The organism is Bradyrhizobium sp. 613_E4_N2_2 (assembly GCF_052075995.1).
GTDB lineage: Bacteria > Pseudomonadota > Alphaproteobacteria > Rhizobiales > Xanthobacteraceae > Bradyrhizobium > Bradyrhizobium barranii.
Genome location: NZ_CP197234.1, coordinates 2,301,004 through 2,317,284, shown reverse-complemented (window position 1 = coordinate 2,317,284; position 16,281 = coordinate 2,301,004). Strand labels below are relative to the sequence as shown.

Here is a 16,281-nt window from a genome sequence, read left to right as displayed (position 1 = left end):
TGCCCCTGATTGGCAGATCCCCCAGTGCCTAGATTTCCTTGCTGCTTTTTTGGCTGCGCGGAGGTGGCATCACGTTCAGCTTTCTAGCTCCAGAGAGCTGACTTTCACCTCACCCAAAGGTTAGAAGGACGTCTTGTCGTTCTTGGAGCGTATATCGCGCGCAATGCTTTCCACCTGGGTATCCTTCGCAAGCTCTGTGGCCTCGAGATCCTGTGGTAATTCCACGCCGAACTTCGTAGCGATGGCATCCAACTTATGGAGAATGCTGGTCGCCTCTTTCTCCGCCAGGAGGTTGATCTGAAGATCGAGGTGATTACGCTGCTCGGAGCGTTGATCCATGGCGTTCTGGCGGATCAGAACGAAGGACGTCAAAAGCACGGCTTCGAGCGCGAGGACCGCCGACAGGAAATTGAACGGGTAAGGATCGAAGCGAGCGGACCCGTAGGTATTCCAAACGACCCATGCGACGACGAGAAGGAGTTGAAGCAACACGAAATGAATGGTCCCGACGAACCATCCGACCATGTGAGAAGCCCTGTGAAACCTCGATAGTTTTCGTTCCTCTTCCTTTTCCAGCTCGGCAACGCAGTCAATATTCCTCGAAACCGCGCTGTGTCGGATACCGCGGTCATGATCGGCTTCACCGTTCATTCGGTGACGAGGTCTGCGGCGCGACGCGCCTTCTTCCTGGCACTCTCCACCGTCTGCTCTCCGGCTTTTTCGGCCTTGGCCCGGACCTCGCATTTCGAGCGTATTTCGTCGAGCTCATCGTCGGTCAGGTGCTCGATCCCGACGAACGAATTGTGCACGGCACTCACCCTGACGAGCTCGTCCAGCTTCACCTGGATTGCCGCGCTATCGCGGTTCTGGGAATTCTGGATCAGGAAGACCATCAGGAACGTCACGATCGTAGTGCCGGTATTGATCACCAATTGCCACGTGTCGGAGTAATGGAAGATCGGGCCAGTGATCGCCCAAATGATCACAACGGCGGCGGCAATCATGAAGGTCAGTGCGCGGCCGGCGGCCTGGGATGTGCGGTTGGCGATGTCGCCAAAGAGCTTTCCGGCGCGCTCGCGCGCCGAACCGCTGGAGCCTTTGTCACTGCGTTTTTCGGTCGCCGCCGACATCATCAATCCCATCTGATCTTCCGAAAACCTGCGCGAGATAACGGGAGCGGAACTCGAAGGTTCCACTTACGAAACGAGCATCTGAGAAAGGGTGGTTGCGGGCTGTGTACACTTTGTAACTCACGAGGATGGTCGGCGGTGCCGAAAGGATTTGTGGCGGCCCGCCGAACACTGCAACATGCGGGCCGAGGGGTAGGTCGAACGATGCGCGCTTCGCTGCTGGCACTGACGCTCGTTGCGCGCCTTGTAGAGAGCGCCTTCGCGCAGGAAGACAAGAAGACCGACGATCTGAAGCTATCCGATCCCGATACCGGCGAGAGCACGGTGCAGGAATCGACCCTCGGCCTTCTGCCAAATCCCCTCGACAAGAACGGCATCAAGTTTGCCGTCACCTATATTGGCGAGGTGCTCGGCAATCCTTCGGGCGGTGCAAAGCAGAGTCCGAATCGAGCAGCTTTAGTCATACTGCTGTCGCTCTCGCCATCGCCATTGGATCGGCAATCACGTCAGAGCGCCTCGGCCTCCCGAAGGACGACCTGTTGAGATTCCACAGCTAGGCCACACCCGCCGCTGGATCGTGCGGCAGGTGAACCAATACAAGCGGTAGGCGGATCGCCTAGAGCGAGTGTTCGGCAGCGTCCCTGACCGAACACTCTCCACCCACCAAACTAGTGTACGGCCTGGCCAGTGCGTCCTCGGCCTTCGGAACATCCTCAGGCAGTGGCAGCGGCGCCGCGGTTGCTTCCACGGTGGAATGCGAGGCGTAATGGTGCAGCAAAGCAGTTCACGACCTTTACTATACCGACTACTCCGGGCGCTTTAGTAATGAACAAGGGCCGCTGCTCAGAGACAGCGGCCCTTCGGATTTCAACCAGCAATGTCCGTCATCACCATTTTTGGACGGCGATTGCCGCCAATCTGAGGCCCGATTAACTATAGCTGATAGTCGGTCGACATCCTAAGTACTGCGCCGCACGGCGTGCTCGCTGTACCTTTGGCAACTAGCTCTTGAGCTGAACCAGCGAGCACCGCGAACGCGCACGTAGTCGTGCGCCGGTCGGCCCACGACTGGTTGTTCCGTCCGTTTCACCGCTTCATCCATCAATGAACTCCTCGCCCTCCACGCCGAGGAAAGACAACCGCTGTGTAACCCTACGATCCTATGCGCCGATACGGCGACGGCAGAATATATGGATCCCCTGGCTTTCCTCTACTAGACGTCGAGCACGAGAAAGCAGGGCCACCACCAACCTCTCGCGCTCGGCCTGGGAGTTTTTCCGCCTAGCAATCGTTGTCGCGGGCGCCGGTGGTCGTCTCCGACTGTTCAGCTGCCGTCGGCTGGCTTTGCATCTGGCGCTGGGCGTCCTGCGACGAGGTTGCGGTGTTCTCGCTCGACTTGTTCATGGCAGAAGTTGGCGGATGCTCCTTGGCGCTTGGCGAGGGGGTGCCCGTGCTCGTACTCGCTTGGCCCGTCGTGACGGGTCCAGAGCCGGCATCGCGGTTAGCTGTATTGCAAGGGCCGCCGAAAGCGATAGTTGAGCTGACAGCCAAGACGGCGCCAACCAGCATTGATTTCGTAAGCATGACATTTCCTCCTGTTTGCCGGCTAATGCTTGGCGGAGCCGGGTTCCGCCATTTTACGATGCTGTTTTGCGAGCATCTCCGCGGGCGTCACATTTGCCACTGCAGACTGGACAACATCGCCCTCGCCTTTCACCATGGCGACGAAGCCCTGGCGCGCGACCATGGCAGGATCGTCTTTGTCCTCTGAGCCCACCTTGGTGTCGAGCATGTCGGCGCGCTTGAAAAACTCGGTCTCGGTCGCGCCCTGCATGAGGCAGGTCACGCTGATTTCGGAATCGCGAAGCTCCTTGCGAAGCGCAAACGACAGTGAATTCAGATAGGCCTTCGACGCGTTGTACACCGCCTGAAAGCTGCCGGGCGTAAAGCCGGCAATCGAGCCCGCGATCAAAATGCGCCCCTGATTGCGCCTGCGCATGTCGTTTCCGAGCTGATGCAGCAGACAAGTCGTCCCAGTTACATTCGTGTCGATGACATCACGAATGCGGGCGAGGCCCTGATCGAGAAACGGATGCCCAAGTCCGCGCCCGGCGCCGTGAGCACGTCGATCGGACGGCCCCTGATGGCCGCGTGGAGCTTGTCGATGTCTTCCTGCTTGGCGAGGTCGAGGTGGCGCGCCTCGACGACCTCCGCGCCAGGCTCACGTCGCAGGTCGGCGGCCGCCTTTTCGATCTCCACTTCGTCTGCGGCAACTAGAAGGTCAAACCCTTCGCGCGCGCATATGCGCGCAAACTCGTAACCGATCCCTGTAGATGCGCCGGGCACGATTGCAAATTGCCTGACCATCTCGGCTCTCCGTTTGTCTCCCAGGTCGCCTCCTTAATCGCGCTAGGCAGCCGCCGTTCCTAACGCGATAGGAACTTCGAGACGCAATTAAGCTTAGCCGTCATCATTCGCTTGGAGTTCCCTACATGAAAGCTCTCACTTGGCACGGCAAAGGCGACATCCGGTGCGAGACCGTGCCGGATCCCAAGATCGAGCATGGACGTGACGCCATCATCAAGGTGACTGCCTGCGCGATCTGCGGTTCGGACCTGCATCTGCTCGACGGCGTCATGCCGAGCATGGAAAAAGGCGACGTGGTGGGCCACGAGACGATGGGCGAGGTCGTCGACGTCGGCAAAGACAATACCAAGCTCAACGTCGGCGACCGCGTCGTGGTGCCCTTCACGATCTCCTGCGGTGAATGCTTCTTCTGCAAGAACGGCTTCTACTCCGGATGCGAGCGGTCCAACCCCAACGCCAAGATGGCCGAGAAGATGTGGGGGCATTCTCCGGCCGGTTTGTTCGGTTATTCGCATATGCTCGGTGGTTTTGCCGGCGGTCAGGCGGAGTACCTGCGCGTGCCCTACGCCGATGTCGGTCCTTACAAGGTCCCGGAAGGTCTCACCGATGAACAGGTGCTGTTCCTGTCGGACATCTTTCCGACCGGCTACATGGCCGCCGAGTTCTGCAACATAAAGGGCGGCGAAACAGTGGCTGTCTGGGGATGCGGTCCTGTCGGGCAGTTCGCTATCAAGAGCGCCTTTTTGTTGGGGGCGGAGCGCGTGCTGGCGATCGATACCGTTCCTGAACGGTTGGCACTCGCCAGACAATCGGGTGCAATCACACTCGATTTCCAGAACGACGACATCTACGATCGCATCCAGGAGTTGACCGGCGGGCGCGGCGCGGATGCCTGCATCGACGCCGTCGGCACCGAGCCTGAAACCACTGCCAGCATTGGCTCTGTGATCGACCGGATCAAGGTCGCGACCTTCATGGGAACGGACAGGCCGCACGTTCTTCGACAGGCGATCGAGTGCTGCCGAAATTTCGGCACGGTTTCGATCGTCGGCGTCTATGGCGGGTATCTGGACAAGATTCCTATGGGCAGCGCCATCAATCGCGGCCTCACCTTCCGGATGGCCCAGACCCCCGTCCAGCATTACATGCCGAAGCTTATGGAGCGCATCCAGAAAGGCGAAATCGATCCATCCTTCGTCATCACCAATCGGGCAACACTCGAGGAGGGGCCGGAACTCTACAAGACCTTCCGGGACAAGAAGGACGGTTGCATCAAAGTTGTGATGAAGCCTTTCGGAGCCTGACGACTGTCGGCTATCCGAGCAGGATTAGGATGGAGAGCACAGACGCGTATTTCGATCGCAAGCTGGAAGAACTGAAGCTTCTGAACAGCTGCCTGGCTGCACCGCTATCACTGGATCGTCCTGATTCGGTCGCCGAAGTCATTCGTCGTAAATTTCAGCTGACCGCAGCTCTCAGAGCCGCGCATGAGACGCAGGAGTGGAACGCCACCGAGACCGCATGGGCGGGCAGCGCGCGTCCATCCAGCGGGCCCTTTAAGTTTCAATACGACTATCAACGCGCTGACCTGGCCGTAGAAGGACCGTCATTCTATGCGCTCGATGAGCGGCACGCTCGACAAACGATCTACACGGCTTCGGGAATGGGGGCGATTGCTTCGCTACTCCTCGCACTCTCCAAGTCGATGAAAGGTGGCGAGGTCGTTGCGCTGCCAGGCTCTTACGGGGAAACATTAGAACTGATCGACGGCTATGCGCAGCAACTGCACCTGGTAATCGGGTCGATCCAGAGTTTCTCGACGGACAGTACCTCTCGCAGAGTCCTGTTGCTGGATTCATGCATCGCGTCTCGCGATTTCGGCGACGTCGTCAATTGCGGAAAGCTGCATTTCGACCTCATCATCTTCGACACAACATGTTTCACCGGAAGTTCGGGACGTATTGAGCAGGTAATCAGGTGGTCGAGGCGCCGGGGCGTTCCGCTGATCCTGGTCCGGAGTCACAATAAGTTGGATTCGTTGGGTGCGGAGTACGGGCGGCTAGGTTCCATTACGTTGATCCGCAGCGATTTCGCGACACAGCGGATTCCTTCCTCATGCCTCGAAGAGCTTATGGCGGAAACGCGCAACGCCATAAGGCTCCTGGGCAACGCAGCCTTACCCGCGCACTTTCCGCCATTCGTAGGCACATCCGCTTACCGTCGCCTGACGAGGAGGCGTATGGCCTCGATCCTTCGTAACGGTCGTTTCTCCTCCCGGCATTTCGCCTTGAGGCTGCGAGGCGTGCCGTCGCAGTTGCAGCCCGTTCACGGACTATACGTCACGTTGGGATCTCGCGAACCTCTCGACGAAGCGGCAGCCCGGCAGGCGGCCGCAGCCATGAGCGAGGAGCTAAGCGAAGTCGGCTTTCCAATCCGTCACGCTGGGAGTTTCGGCTTTGATTTTGCCGCGACCGAATGGTTTCACGACCTGACGACCGACCGTTACAGCGTCCGCATCGCCGTGCCTGATCTCCCCTCGAGCCTCTGGATCGATCTGACGCGAGCGATCGGCGACTGGTGGCTTGCTTCAGTTTCCCGATCCTGAGCGTCAGAGCTCAGTCAAGGTCAGGCTCGTTATACTGGCCTTTCAATCCTGGAATCGCCTCCACGGGAAGGCCACGGGGACATAATACAGCATGACCTTGAATGCCCATCACGACCCATGACTGACGAACAGCGCGGCGAGATCACGAAGCTCTGCCGTGAGGCCGATATCCTGGACAAGTCGGGCGAGCTTCTCACACGTCAGGGCGCACATGATCGCATCGACGATTTGCGTGAGAAGGCGCGCAACCTCAAGAATTCGTCGTCCGCCTGATCCTAGTTCTCTCCGAATTGCGCCGCCGTTTGCCGAGCATGGGCGAGAGGTGTGTAGCGCCTTCGACAACCGGCTCCGAATTGTCTTCGGCATCTTCTCGTCACATACCGGGGCGCCGCCAGCTTGACAGCATCTCTCACGTCCATCAAGGCCAAGTCCCTCTTTCTGCCGTTACCGAAGCTGCAGAGAGCCGCGAGACGCAGCTTTCCGAGCGAACTGCAGCCTTTCATCCAGTACTCCGCGTCAATGAATTCAACATCGGCGTCGTCATCGCGTGATCGCAGTGATACGGCCAGGTGGTGCAACGCGGCTTTCGGGAAAAGCCTTTGACATCGCTGGTCTCTTCCGGCGCAAGTGGCCAGAATTTTGAACCCAATGGTATCGTGGGCTTTTCATTCTTGCGACGTAGAGCGGCTCGCTGCAGCCAGACTCGGCCGGGCTGCTTTTGGCTAGGAACAATCGCCTCAACCTCATGTTGCCGTGCATCAATCCTTTTACTTATGGAGCGTTCCGATGGCCGACAAAGATCTAAATGCGCTTTTCCTCGATACCCTCAAGGATATCTACTACGCCGAAAAACAGATCTATAAGGCTTTGCCGAAGATGGCGAAGGCCGCCAATTCCGATCAACTTCGGGCGGCATTTGAAAAACATCACGATGAGACCGAAGGTCAAATCGGTCGCCTCGAACAGATCTTCGAGCTTCTCGAAAAGCCGGCGCGCGGAAAGAAGTGTGACGCGATCGAAGGCATTCTCGATGAGGGCACCGAGATCATGGACGAGTACAAGGGTGAGCCGGCACTTGATGCCGGGCTCTTGGCTGCCGCTCAGGCGGTCGAGCACTATGAGATATCCAGGTACGGGACGCTTAAGAGCTGGGCCACGAAGCTTGGTATGAAGGATGCGGTCAAGTTGTTGGATCAGACGTTGGCCGAAGAGAAGAAGACCGACGATGCGCTGACAAAGCTTGCTGAGACGGCAGTCAACGCGGAAGCAGCCTGAACCACCCTGTAAGGATCGGGAAGCGCCGCCCTCCGGACGGCCCTTCCCGGCTCTCAATGCAGCGTTTCGTTTCGATTTAGAAAGACAATCACATGAGTGAAAAGTTCAATCCGGCGCCGACTGACAAACACGCCGCCGATTCCAAGCAGGAAATGCGCAGTGATAAGAAGCAAGACGATGAACTTGAGAGAGGCTTGAAAGACAGCTTTCCGGCTCTGACCCCGGTGAGTAGCACGCAGCCTACAAAGGCCGCGCCTAACGCCGAGTTGGTCTAGTTGGCCGTATGAGGCGTGGCCACGCGGGTCCACGGAGGATCTCTCGCTCTTCATGCTCTGGGCGCTGACCCTCGGTCTCGGGTTTTGGATCGTCTACGGTGTTATTCGATTGGATGATCGTCGGCGCGAACGTGATTAGCGCCACGCTCGCGGCCATCGTTTTCTGCTGCAAGATACGGGATCTCAGGTCGCGAGGCCGCTGTAGAATCCATGGGCCTGACAAACGGAGGCCGAGATGACGGCGATACGAATCCGCCATACGACCACCTATCGTTTTAGAGAGGCAGTACATCTCTCTCCACACCGCCTAATGCTACGCCCTCGCGAAAGCCGCGAATTGCGGCTGATGTCACACATCTTGACGATCACGCCGGACGCTGTGACCAAGTGGGCCCAGGATGTGTTTGGCAACACTGTCGCCCTGATCAACTTTGCAGACACAGCCCCGACGCTCGTTATTGGCAGCGAAGCCGATATTCTTCTCGATGCAGTCGATTGGCCGGTGTTCGATATCGCTGCCTCGGCCATTTCATACCCGTTCCGCTACTCCGACGAAGAATGGACCGACCTCGGCGCATTAACTATTGCCCAATACCCTGATCCGGGCGGGCGACTGCAAAACTGGACGAGAGGGTTTATACGTAGCAACCCAACCGATACGCTTTCACTGCTCAAAGACCTGAACGCCGGAGTCGCCCAGCGCGTTCGGTACCAGAGCCGTGAAATCGAGGGCACGCAATCTCCCGAGGAGTCACTCGACCGCGGGCGGGGATCGTGCCGCGACTTTGCAGTCTTGTTCGCCGAATCCGCACGAAAGCTCGGCTTCGGCGCGCGGCTCGTCTCCGGCTACCTCCACGACCCGAGCCATCAGCTCCTAGGTTCGGGCGATGCTGGCTCGACCCATGCTTGGGCCGAGGTGTTCCTACCAGGTGCGGGCTGGGTCACCTTCGACCCGACGAACCGCAGCGTCGGTGGTCGAAATCTGATCCCCGTCGCAGTTGCCCGCGATATCAGCCAGTGCATACCAGTATCAGGAAGCTTCTTTGGCCCAAGCGATAGCTTCCTGAGCATGGGCGTGACTGTCTCGGTCACCGCCTAACGCATCTCCGGATTATTCCACCGATCGATACGTCGAGTGCACGGCAAGGGTCGTCCCCGAGTCCAGTATCGGCAGAGTAAATGGCAGCGCCTTACTCTTCGGCTTTGAGATCGCAAATCCTGCAGGCGGTACGTCGTGGCCGTCCACTAGCCTTTCGGCCCGCTCCTTGGCCTCTTCAAGGGGAGATCGACAAGCTGCTAACTAGGCCATCCGGGACTAGGATGTAGGCGCGACATCCTCCGGCATTTCAGATCGATCTCCGCGGGTCGAGAGCCCTTCGGCGCGCGCGGCCGATCCTCGACCTTCGTGCATTCGTCGTAAGTCCCGGTGGATAGGCGCCGACGACAAGGAAGTCCTGTTCGGCGAACAGGCATTGATGGCCGGTACCGGCGTGCAGGATCGCGACGTCGCCAGCCTTCAGCGTGAATATCCGGCCCTTGTTGCCGCCGAAGCGTACCCGGCCCTGCCGCGGGCGATGCCAAGCACCTCATGAATTCGGGAGTGATAATGCACGTAGCTGTAGATACCGTCGCGCCAAGTGTCGCCCCAGCTGTTGGCCTCGAAGAGATCCTCCATCACGGCCGCCGGGTCGTGCCCGTCGCCAGAATCGATGGCGCCACGGTAGATGATGAACGGCCATCGCAAGTGATTGGGTACGAGCCGTCATCCTTGAAGCGGACCGTGTGAGGCTTTCGGGCACAAGCGAGTTCCGGAGCTTCCTTCCTGCCTGGACGGCGCAGGCCGGTCGCGCGCTGCATGTATTCCTTGACGTTCTCAAAAATGGACACGGTCGCTCTTCTCCGATGTCCAAAGCGGATAGCCGGTCCACAAGCGCAGCAGCCGCTCTATGATGGCACCCAGCGCGAAGCCCGCGACCACGTCGCTAGCCCAGTGCGCCAGCACTACTATCCGCGTCAGGGAAAGGGCGATCGCTAAGGCTCGAATCATTCTCCGCGGGAGAGGCGTTAAAGTGCCGGCGGCGGATGCCAGCGCGCCCATATGGAGGGCGTGTCCCGAGGGAAACGCGTCATCGCGCTTTCCGGAAAATGAGACCCCGTGCATGTGACCCAGCACAGTCTTGCGGTCCGGGCGGGTCTGATCGAATACCGACTTCATACCATGAGGCATCAGCGAGACCACGACCGTAACGAGCAGCGCATGATTGCCCGCCCGCTGCAGCTGCTCCGACCTACCACGCGTCGCAAACCAGCCGACGGTCGCGAGCGCCAGAAGGATTTTCTCGTCGGCGCCCCAAGTCAGCCCGCGCGAGACCATCTCGGTACGATGATTGGTGTTGCGCGACACGGTCCGCGCGATCACCACGTCGGGCTTCGTGGGTTTGACCCTGACTGCTGCCATCACCTCGTCACTCTGCGATCTGCCATCGTTAACTCCGGTGCAGGTTCCAAGTTCATTGTGTGTCATCGCGAGGTGTTTCACCGCGCGGCAAGGTGACTTGTGCGGCACCGATACGCAGGACGTGCAGTTGTTTGGCGCCCGCTTATCGGGTGACGCTCCGGATAGAGTGAGCGTGCCGGATCATGTCCATCAGCCTGATGGTTTCTTCTTAAAGAGCGCTCTCAGCTGCTCCCACTTGGCCTCGATCCACCTCAAAGCCATGAGAAGAGGCTTCTGTAGAATAGGGATGTCCTGTGCGATAAGAAGAAGGCCTAGAGGCAGCATCCAGAGGCCGAAGATAGGCAGAAAGCTGAAGACGCCTCCTAGGATGAGCAACCCGGCGACAACGACACGGACCCAAAACGAGGATGGTTCTCGTAGCCACAGAATGAAGGCCGACACCTTCGTAGGCACCCGTCGCCGGAGCAATTCAAAGTATCTATCCAATTCCGCTTTGACGGAAGCCATTAACTCGATCTTCTCTCTATCAGGGTGCCGCAACCCTCCGAACAAGCGCTTGAACCGCGACTAAATCAAAAGATCTGTACGGAAAGCGTTCCAAACCCTTTGGCTTCCCGATGGGGATGACGCGATCCGTCTGCGGCCAGTCCGTTGCCGGTTCTGCCTTGTGTCTTCGAAAGACCGCCCGCCAAATTACCTAAGCGTCACGCAGGACAGATGATAGCCGGGAAGCGCGGGTATGACGGGTAGCTCCTCGCCTAAAGCGTATCCGGTGTGCGTCGAGGTGAGCCTTGATCCTCTTTGAGCAATTCCTGTTCGGCCAAGCGCCAAAAGTCTTCTTCTCGGCCCTCCGGCTTGCCTGCCTGCTCCCACAACTCGTAGGCGCGGGCCGCAACGGCTTCATCGATTCGCCTATTCATGGGCCTTCTCCAGCCCAACTAGGGGCAATCGGAGGGGTTACTAATCCGGTCATCCCCCATAAAGCTGCCTGTGAACCAAAGAAGCCTCTTGTTCAGGCCGTCGCGCTGTTTTGCCGACTCTGTGTTGCGCTCCAACTGCGTACGCACTGTAACAGCGACAAATCGGACGTCGACAAATTGAATCCCGGTTCCGTCGTGTGAGTTGCTTATGCGTCAGTCTCGACGGCTTACGTCGATCGCCCCGAACGGTGACGAGACCGTCTATTTGGTCGCAGACGACTTCGGCCGCTGTTCTTCGGAAGAACGCCCTCATTCGGCGTCGGCCGCCGTCGTGGCGCAGAGCCACCATAGGTGCGGCTGCCTAAATTGCCGGTGCGGGCACCACGAATCGGAGAGCACGGAGACGCAAGGAACTCGCCAAGCTTATTAGGGTCGTTTCCTCGCATGAGTGAGCCCCTGCCCGTTATCATGGAAAACTCGATCCAGATCGCCTGGGATTACCTGGAGCGGACGGGCAACCTCGGTGATCCCGAGGTTGCGAGCAAGGTGCTGCTGGAGTCGGTGGAAGCAATGGTTAGGCGTGGTGAACACCGTGTCTTGATGCTCTCGAACACAGCCATCAGCGATTACAAGAGATTGTGTGCCGACTGTTCGTTGGAGTTAGTCACCTGATAGATCCCGACTGCCAGATCTGCTTTGGGCTGGGCTGGGTGTGCGAGAACCACCCTTTCCAAGCTTGGAATGAGAAGGGCTGTCAATGCGGCGCCGGAATGCCGTGCGAATGTCAGCAGGCCGAGGGGCTCGAACAACCAGACTTTTCAAAGGTCATACCTCGGCCGCCAGGATGACAGCCGGTAGGGCCACAACTCGGTTTGTAGATGCACTCAACGACGGCAAGGAGACCTGGCCAGCGTCAGTCGGATCGAACTGGTCCGTCGAACAGCGATAAATGACAGGGTTCCGCGCTAAGGACTCGCAAGCTCGACCTGATCCCGGGTAAGGTGCAGATGCGGCATCGCGCCGTAATTTCTGAGGTATTCGATGTCAGGCGTAATCGAGCGGAACAACGTGAATGTTCGAGGAGCCGGGGACCGGGCTATCGTGTTCGGTCACGGGTTCGGCTGCGACCAAAACATGTGGCGGTTCGTGGCTCCGGCGTTCGAGAACGACTTCGAGACGGTAACGTTCGATCAGGTCGGCGCAGGCGGGTCGGATCTCGCCGCCTACGATAAGACTAAATACTCCAGCCTATCGGGGTATGCCGACGACCTTGTCGAAATCGGGCGCGAACTCGAACTGGAGGATGCAATCTTCGTCGGCCACTCCGTCAGCAGCATGATCGGCGTACTTGCCGCTCAGAAGGCTCCCGGCATGTTCGGCAAGCTGGTCCTAGTCGGCCCCTCTGCCCGGTACATCGACGATGACGAATACGTCGGCGGCTTCAGTGCCTCGCAGATCGAGGAATTGCTGCAGTTCCTCGAGTCCAACCACATGGGCTGGTCGACCCAGATGGCGCCCGCGATCATGGGCAATCCCGACCGGCCCGAACTCGGCGAAGAACTGACGAACAGCTTCTGCCGAACCGATCCGGAGATCGCCAAGGCGTTCGCCCGAGTCACTTTCACCTCCGACAACCGCAAGGACCTGGACGGCGTCGCCGTTCCAACGCTGATCCTCCAGTGCAAGGAGGACATCATCGCGTCCCTTGAGGTCGGCGAGTTCGTCCACCGCAACATCCCGGGCAGCCGGATGATCGTCCTCGACGCGACCGGACACTGTCCGAATCTCAGCGCCCCTAAAGAGGTGGTCGACGCCATGAGAACGTTCGTCTAGTGAGCGTCGCCGGTCTCGACTTCGACGACATGATCGAAAATGCGCCGTGCGGCTACATCACGCTGCGCGCCGACACGCGCATCGAGCACGTGAACCGGACGTTCCTCGCATGGACCGGTCACGACGCGGACGCGATGCTCGGGAAGCGCTTCAGTGATTTCCTCACCTTTCCCGGGCGTATCTATTTCGAAACCCATATCGCGCCCCTACTCCGGATGCAGGGTTTCTTCAACGAGTTCGCGATCGACATGCTTACGGCCGCGGGCGATCCGCTGCAGATCATCGCGAACGCCAATGAGCGCCGCGATCCGAACGGGAACGCGCTGGGCATCCGCATCGCGCTGATTAAGGCGACCGACCGGCGCCGGTACGAAACGGAGCTTCTGTCGGCCAAGGATCTGGCCGTGACGGCGGAAAAGGCCACGCAGGAGGTGCTGCGGCTGGAAAATGAGACGTCGCGGTTTCGCGAACAATTCATCGCCGTTCTCGGTCACGATCTGCGCAATCCGCTCGCCTCGATTAGCGCCGGCGCCCGTATCCTCGATCGGACGGTACAGAGCGAGCAGGAGCACCGGGTCACCGCGATGCTGCAGTCGACCGTCATCCGGATGAGCGCGATGATCGACAACGTGCTGGACTTCGCGCGTGGCAGGCTGGGTGGTGGCATCACCCTGCGGCGCGACACCCGAAAGCCACTTCAACCTGAACTCGAGCAGGTCGTAGACGAACTGCGTATGGGATCGCCCGGGTGGGAAATCCTTGCGGACTTCGCGATCGACCGGCCGGTTGATTGCGACCGGACGCGTGTTGGTCAGCTACTCTCCAACCTTCTAGGCAACGCCTTGACGCATGGCACCTCTGACCAGCCGATCGTCGTTCACGCCGAAACGCACGGCGGTTCTTTCGAGCTCTGGGTCGCCAACGCCGGCCAGCCTATACCGGAAGCGGCGATGGAGAAGCTGTTCGAGCCGTTCTTTCGTTCCGAGGCCCGCGCAAGCAGGCAAGGACTCGGATTGGGGCTATATATCGCTTCTCAGATCGCGAAGGCGCACGACGGCTCTTTGACCGTCTCGTCGTCGCCGAAGGAGACGCGCTTCACATTCACGATGCCGTCGGAGTAGCTCCGCTTCAAGATTCATCCGGCGTGCGGACGCTCCAGAAAGAATCGCAGCATTTCCTTCGTGGCATCCGGCCCCTCTGCGTCCGTATAGGATCCGGCGGGGCTCCCTCCGGACCAAGCGTGGCCGGCGCCGTGGATGTTCCAGTGCTCCAAAATCTCCCGCTGGCCGTCGACGTGGGTCGTTCGGGTATATCCATGCCCTCCCGGAATTTGCCCGCGATGCACTTTCTTCTGCGTCTTGGTCGCTCCGATAGTCTGTTCGACGACCTGGGCGCCATTGCCTGGATGCACGGTGGTGTCGCGATCGCCGTGAAAAACAATGGTCGGGATCATCGGGCCGGTCGCCGCAGGACGAGCGCCTTTGCCCCCTTGCCGCATGGCGGTGAACGCCGAGGGCATATCGGTAGCGGCTCCGCAAGGGAGGCCGGAATGGATCCCGACCGCAGCATATAGATCGCTATAGGTGGCTCCCATGATTGCTGCAGCGGCGCCTCCAGCCGAGAGGCCGGCGACGAAGACGCGCTTTGGATCGATTAAGTAGTCACGCATGACTTGGCGAGTGATGCCGGCGATCAGCGAGGGCTCGCCTTCGTCGCGGCGCTGGTCAGTCGCGCGAAACCAGTTCCAGCACTTGGACGGATTAGCGCCGCCATGCTGTGCCGGATAGACCACCAGGCAGTTCTGTTCTTCTGCGATGAAGTTCATTCTGGTGCCGGCTGCGAAATCGTCCGGCGACTGAGTGCAGCCATGCAGCATGACGACCAGCGGGTGCGGTTGACCTCGTTGGTAGCCGCTGGGGATGAACAGCTTGTAGCTCCGGCTTCCGGCCTCGTTGCTGTAGTTGCCATCGATAAACTTCGTTCCTTCCGGCGCGATGTCGGTGATCGAAGCAGGCGCGTGCTTGGCACCCCGCAGACCCAGCCAGGTGCCGTCCTTGGCCCGATCGAACAGCGGCCGGTGCAAACGTGCCGTGGTAGCCGGAGCTTTGAGGTCGGCCCAGCCGAGGCGGCTAGACTTGAGGTCAATGGTGGGCGGAACGCCGTCTGGAAGGCCGACGAGCTGCGGGACGAGCGATGCCGCAGCGGGCGCATGCTCGCCTTTGAACATGCGCTGCAGCAGCGCCGTGGCTTCGGTCAGTTGCCCCGCTCGCGTCAACCGCGTGGCTTCGCGCAGCGTGTCGTGATTCAACATCGTGTTCACCTTGTTCTGTCGGCGAGAGCGGCCTTGACCGCGGGGGTGGCATGGAGGGCTCCGAGCACGGAAACCGAGCCGATAGTTGAGCGGGCGAGTTCGGCCGTGACGTCCTGCGCGATGCTGGCAAGGCCAAGCACATTGATGTGCAGCATCTCGCCGGCTCGCTGCGCCGCTTCGAGATCCGCGCGCGTGTAATTCCGGAGGCCGAGATCCAAGCCTTTACGGGCGGTAGATTGCTTGACCACGTCGGCGTGACGCTCGAGCTGATTGCGGATCGCCGTCCGGATGAAATCCGTGCGGTTCGAATAGAACCCGTCCTTCACCATCAGATCGACGTGGCCCAGATCGACGAAGCCGAGATTGATGGTGATCTTTTCGGTTTCCGGAGGCTTGGGCCTCAATTCTTGAATATTCCAGGGCATCGCCATCCATTCGCCATCTGTATGGATGGTATATGGATGGAGCGCCGCCCCTTACAAGAGGGGTACGTGATGGAACTTTTGGAGAAATTATGTCCGAAGTGATCTCCCGATCCGCAAAGAACATGGCGCGACGAAGCTGACCGCCAAGGAAGGCTGATTGCCTGCGCTTATGCACAGTCGGGTGGAACAGGTGGACGGTCGTCCGCCCTGCCAATTCTGAATCCCTGTCCCGCGCTAACCGGCCGGAACGACCGAGGGGCGGAGGAATTCGTCCGGGCAGGAGCGACGAGATGCTGACGACGAAACAGAGACACCCGGCGATCCGAACGCTACGAGGCTGGGCGCTCGCCGTATTGCAAGAGGCCGGCGCAATCCGCGAATGCGAGGCGCACGGCTGGGCGCAGGATCGTGCCGATCCTCATGCCCGAGAACGCGTCTTTGACATCGCCCGCCTGGATCCGCCGCCTGGTGTCTCACTGGAGGAGGCCGTCACGGAGATCGGCGACGTGCTCGGATCAATTGGCGACACTTGCCCGGAATGCACGCCCTAACACTGAGCGCGCAAGTGGGCGCACGCGCCGGGTTCGCCGCGCCGAGATCGCCAGATTATAGAAGCCCAGCGAGATCCGGTAGGTCTTCAGCTTTGTGAGCATGGAGCCTGCAACGCGGTCGTCACGTTAGA

At 59.6% G+C, this 16,281-nt stretch carries 19 protein-coding genes and 1 pseudogene; 11 read left to right on the top strand and 9 right to left on the bottom strand.

Features of this window, described 5'->3' with window-relative positions; genetic code table 11:
• Positions 1-120 precede the first annotated feature (120 nt).
• Both AB7290_RS10940 and AB7290_RS10935 read right to left on the bottom strand, forming a co-directional pair.
• Positions 121-651 carry a DUF1003 domain-containing protein gene (locus AB7290_RS10940; RefSeq protein WP_354112630.1) on the bottom strand — a complete coding sequence of 177 codons (531 nt, stop codon included), beginning with the start codon at positions 649-651 and terminating at the stop codon, positions 121-123.
• Positions 648-1,130 carry a low affinity iron permease family protein gene (locus AB7290_RS10935; protein ID WP_085971541.1) on the bottom strand — a complete coding sequence of 161 codons (483 nt, stop codon included), beginning with the start codon at positions 1,128-1,130 and terminating at the stop codon, positions 648-650. The genes AB7290_RS10940 and AB7290_RS10935 overlap by 4 nt, the downstream gene beginning before the upstream one ends.
• Before the next feature lie 204 nt (positions 1,131-1,334).
• Here AB7290_RS10935 and AB7290_RS10930 point away from each other — a divergent pair, with 204 nt between their 5' ends.
• Positions 1,335-1,673 (top strand): hypothetical protein, encoded by a 339-nt coding sequence (locus AB7290_RS10930; RefSeq protein WP_441253405.1) that lies wholly within the window; start codon positions 1,335-1,337, stop codon positions 1,671-1,673.
• A gap of 738 nt (positions 1,674-2,411) precedes the next feature.
• On the opposite strand, the gene AB7290_RS10925 is transcribed toward AB7290_RS10930, so the two are convergent.
• Both AB7290_RS10925 and AB7290_RS10920 read right to left on the bottom strand, forming a co-directional pair.
• On the bottom strand, positions 2,412-2,534 hold the full coding sequence (locus AB7290_RS10925) for a hypothetical protein (RefSeq protein WP_441253404.1): 123 nt from the start codon (positions 2,532-2,534) through the stop codon (positions 2,412-2,414).
• Between the two features lie 202 nt (positions 2,535-2,736).
• A pseudogene (locus tag AB7290_RS10920) lies at positions 2,737-3,497 on the bottom strand (SDR family NAD(P)-dependent oxidoreductase).
• Between the two features lie 125 nt (positions 3,498-3,622).
• Between AB7290_RS10920 and AB7290_RS10915 the strand changes: the two are divergent.
• The 3 genes from AB7290_RS10915 (at position 3,623) to AB7290_RS10905 (ending at position 6,375) form a co-directional block, all read left to right on the top strand.
• A complete protein-coding gene (locus AB7290_RS10915; protein WP_441253403.1) occupies positions 3,623-4,801 on the top strand; it encodes a zinc-dependent alcohol dehydrogenase in 1,179 nt (392 codons plus the stop codon).
• A gap of 29 nt (positions 4,802-4,830) precedes the next feature.
• A complete protein-coding gene (locus AB7290_RS10910; protein ID WP_354112621.1) occupies positions 4,831-6,102 on the top strand; it encodes a hypothetical protein in 1,272 nt (423 codons plus the stop codon).
• A 117-nt stretch (positions 6,103-6,219) separates the two neighbouring features.
• Positions 6,220-6,375: a hypothetical protein gene (locus AB7290_RS10905; RefSeq protein ID WP_439034296.1), complete on the top strand. Its 156-nt coding sequence runs from the start codon at positions 6,220-6,222 to the stop codon at positions 6,373-6,375.
• A gap of 2 nt (positions 6,376-6,377) precedes the next feature.
• Here the strand turns inward: AB7290_RS10905 and AB7290_RS10900 are convergent, their stop codons facing one another.
• On the bottom strand, positions 6,378-6,680 hold the full coding sequence (locus AB7290_RS10900; protein WP_439037165.1) for a DUF2252 family protein: 303 nt from the start codon (positions 6,678-6,680) through the stop codon (positions 6,378-6,380).
• A gap of 208 nt (positions 6,681-6,888) precedes the next feature.
• Between AB7290_RS10900 and AB7290_RS10895 the strand changes: the two genes are divergently transcribed.
• From AB7290_RS10895 to AB7290_RS10885, 3 genes are all read left to right on the top strand, one after another.
• Positions 6,889-7,377, top strand: a complete 489-nt coding sequence (locus AB7290_RS10895; RefSeq protein ID WP_071915852.1) for a YciE/YciF ferroxidase family protein — start codon at positions 6,889-6,891, stop codon at positions 7,375-7,377.
• Between the two features lie 92 nt (positions 7,378-7,469).
• A complete protein-coding gene (locus AB7290_RS10890; protein WP_439037679.1) occupies positions 7,470-7,652 on the top strand; it encodes a hypothetical protein in 183 nt (60 codons plus the stop codon).
• Positions 7,653-7,887: 235 nt separating this feature from the next.
• Positions 7,888-8,751, top strand: coding sequence for a transglutaminase family protein (locus AB7290_RS10885; RefSeq protein WP_439035448.1), 864 nt, complete (start codon positions 7,888-7,890; stop codon positions 8,749-8,751).
• A 774-nt stretch (positions 8,752-9,525) separates the two neighbouring features.
• Here the strand turns inward: AB7290_RS10885 and AB7290_RS10880 are convergent.
• On the bottom strand, positions 9,526-10,110 hold the full coding sequence (locus AB7290_RS10880; protein WP_041959903.1) for a phosphatase PAP2 family protein: 585 nt from the start codon (positions 10,108-10,110) through the stop codon (positions 9,526-9,528).
• 758 nt (positions 10,111-10,868) lie between these two features.
• On the bottom strand, positions 10,869-11,030 hold the full coding sequence (locus AB7290_RS10875) for a DUF2934 domain-containing protein (protein WP_354112617.1): 162 nt from the start codon (positions 11,028-11,030) through the stop codon (positions 10,869-10,871).
• Between the two features lie 444 nt (positions 11,031-11,474).
• Between AB7290_RS10875 and AB7290_RS10870 the strand changes: the two genes are divergently transcribed.
• From AB7290_RS10870 to AB7290_RS10860, 3 genes are all read left to right on the top strand, one after another.
• Complete coding sequence (locus tag AB7290_RS10870) at positions 11,475-11,702, top strand: hypothetical protein (RefSeq protein ID WP_041959901.1); 228 nt, start codon at positions 11,475-11,477, stop codon at positions 11,700-11,702.
• Between the two features lie 369 nt (positions 11,703-12,071).
• Positions 12,072-12,863 carry an alpha/beta fold hydrolase gene (locus tag AB7290_RS10865; protein ID WP_354112616.1) on the top strand — a complete coding sequence of 264 codons (792 nt, stop codon included), beginning with the start codon at positions 12,072-12,074 and terminating at the stop codon, positions 12,861-12,863.
• Positions 12,864-12,892: 29 nt separating this feature from the next.
• The gene (locus tag AB7290_RS10860) at positions 12,893-13,984 is read left to right on the top strand and encodes a sensor histidine kinase (protein WP_441254525.1); all 1,092 of its coding nucleotides are present in this window, start codon (positions 12,893-12,895) and stop codon (positions 13,982-13,984) included.
• Positions 13,985-13,998: 14 nt separating this feature from the next.
• On the opposite strand, the gene AB7290_RS10855 is transcribed toward AB7290_RS10860, so the two are convergent.
• Together AB7290_RS10855 and AB7290_RS10850 are read right to left on the bottom strand one after the other, a co-directional pair.
• Positions 13,999-15,174, bottom strand: a complete 1,176-nt coding sequence (locus AB7290_RS10855) for an extracellular catalytic domain type 1 short-chain-length polyhydroxyalkanoate depolymerase (protein WP_354112615.1) — start codon at positions 15,172-15,174, stop codon at positions 13,999-14,001.
• A gap of 5 nt (positions 15,175-15,179) precedes the next feature.
• Positions 15,180-15,599, bottom strand: coding sequence for a CopG family transcriptional regulator (locus AB7290_RS10850; protein ID WP_135217238.1), 420 nt, complete (start codon positions 15,597-15,599; stop codon positions 15,180-15,182).
• A gap of 290 nt (positions 15,600-15,889) precedes the next feature.
• Between AB7290_RS10850 and AB7290_RS10845 the strand changes: the two genes are divergently transcribed.
• Positions 15,890-16,150, top strand: coding sequence for a hypothetical protein (locus AB7290_RS10845; RefSeq protein ID WP_354112614.1), 261 nt, complete (start codon positions 15,890-15,892; stop codon positions 16,148-16,150).
• The last annotated feature ends 131 nt before the right edge of the window (positions 16,151-16,281 follow it).

Excerpts from the sequence above, each read along its gene's own strand:
- AB7290_RS10905 (WP_439034296.1), top strand. The coding sequence starts at position 6,220 with ATGACTGACGAACAGCGCGGCGAGATCACGAAGCTCTGCCGTGAGGCC.
- AB7290_RS10845 (WP_354112614.1), top strand. The coding sequence starts at position 15,890 with ATGCTGACGACGAAACAGAGACACCCGGCGATCCGAACGCTACGAGGC.
- AB7290_RS10885 (WP_439035448.1), top strand. The coding sequence starts at position 7,888 with ATGACGGCGATACGAATCCGCCATACGACCACCTATCGTTTTAGAGAG.
- AB7290_RS10850 (WP_135217238.1), bottom strand. The coding sequence starts at position 15,599 with ATGCCCTGGAATATTCAAGAATTGAGGCCCAAGCCTCCGGAAACCGAA.
- AB7290_RS10870 (WP_041959901.1), top strand. The coding sequence starts at position 11,475 with ATGAGTGAGCCCCTGCCCGTTATCATGGAAAACTCGATCCAGATCGCC.
- AB7290_RS10925 (WP_441253404.1), bottom strand. The coding sequence starts at position 2,534 with ATGAACAAGTCGAGCGAGAACACCGCAACCTCGTCGCAGGACGCCCAG.
- AB7290_RS10880 (WP_041959903.1), bottom strand. The coding sequence starts at position 10,110 with ATGGCAGCAGTCAGGGTCAAACCCACGAAGCCCGACGTGGTGATCGCG.
- AB7290_RS10865 (WP_354112616.1), top strand. The coding sequence starts at position 12,072 with ATGTCAGGCGTAATCGAGCGGAACAACGTGAATGTTCGAGGAGCCGGG.
- AB7290_RS10935 (WP_085971541.1), bottom strand. The coding sequence starts at position 1,130 with ATGTCGGCGGCGACCGAAAAACGCAGTGACAAAGGCTCCAGCGGTTCG.
- AB7290_RS10895 (WP_071915852.1), top strand. The coding sequence starts at position 6,889 with ATGGCCGACAAAGATCTAAATGCGCTTTTCCTCGATACCCTCAAGGAT.
- AB7290_RS10860 (WP_441254525.1), top strand. The coding sequence starts at position 12,893 with ATGATCGAAAATGCGCCGTGCGGCTACATCACGCTGCGCGCCGACACG.
- AB7290_RS10915 (WP_441253403.1), top strand. The coding sequence starts at position 3,623 with ATGAAAGCTCTCACTTGGCACGGCAAAGGCGACATCCGGTGCGAGACC.
- AB7290_RS10930 (WP_441253405.1), top strand. The coding sequence starts at position 1,335 with ATGCGCGCTTCGCTGCTGGCACTGACGCTCGTTGCGCGCCTTGTAGAG.
- AB7290_RS10855 (WP_354112615.1), bottom strand. The coding sequence starts at position 15,174 with ATGTTGAATCACGACACGCTGCGCGAAGCCACGCGGTTGACGCGAGCG.
- AB7290_RS10890 (WP_439037679.1), top strand. The coding sequence starts at position 7,470 with ATGAGTGAAAAGTTCAATCCGGCGCCGACTGACAAACACGCCGCCGAT.
- AB7290_RS10910 (WP_354112621.1), top strand. The coding sequence starts at position 4,831 with ATGGAGAGCACAGACGCGTATTTCGATCGCAAGCTGGAAGAACTGAAG.
- AB7290_RS10875 (WP_354112617.1), bottom strand. The coding sequence starts at position 11,030 with ATGAATAGGCGAATCGATGAAGCCGTTGCGGCCCGCGCCTACGAGTTG.
- AB7290_RS10940 (WP_354112630.1), bottom strand. The coding sequence starts at position 651 with ATGAACGGTGAAGCCGATCATGACCGCGGTATCCGACACAGCGCGGTT.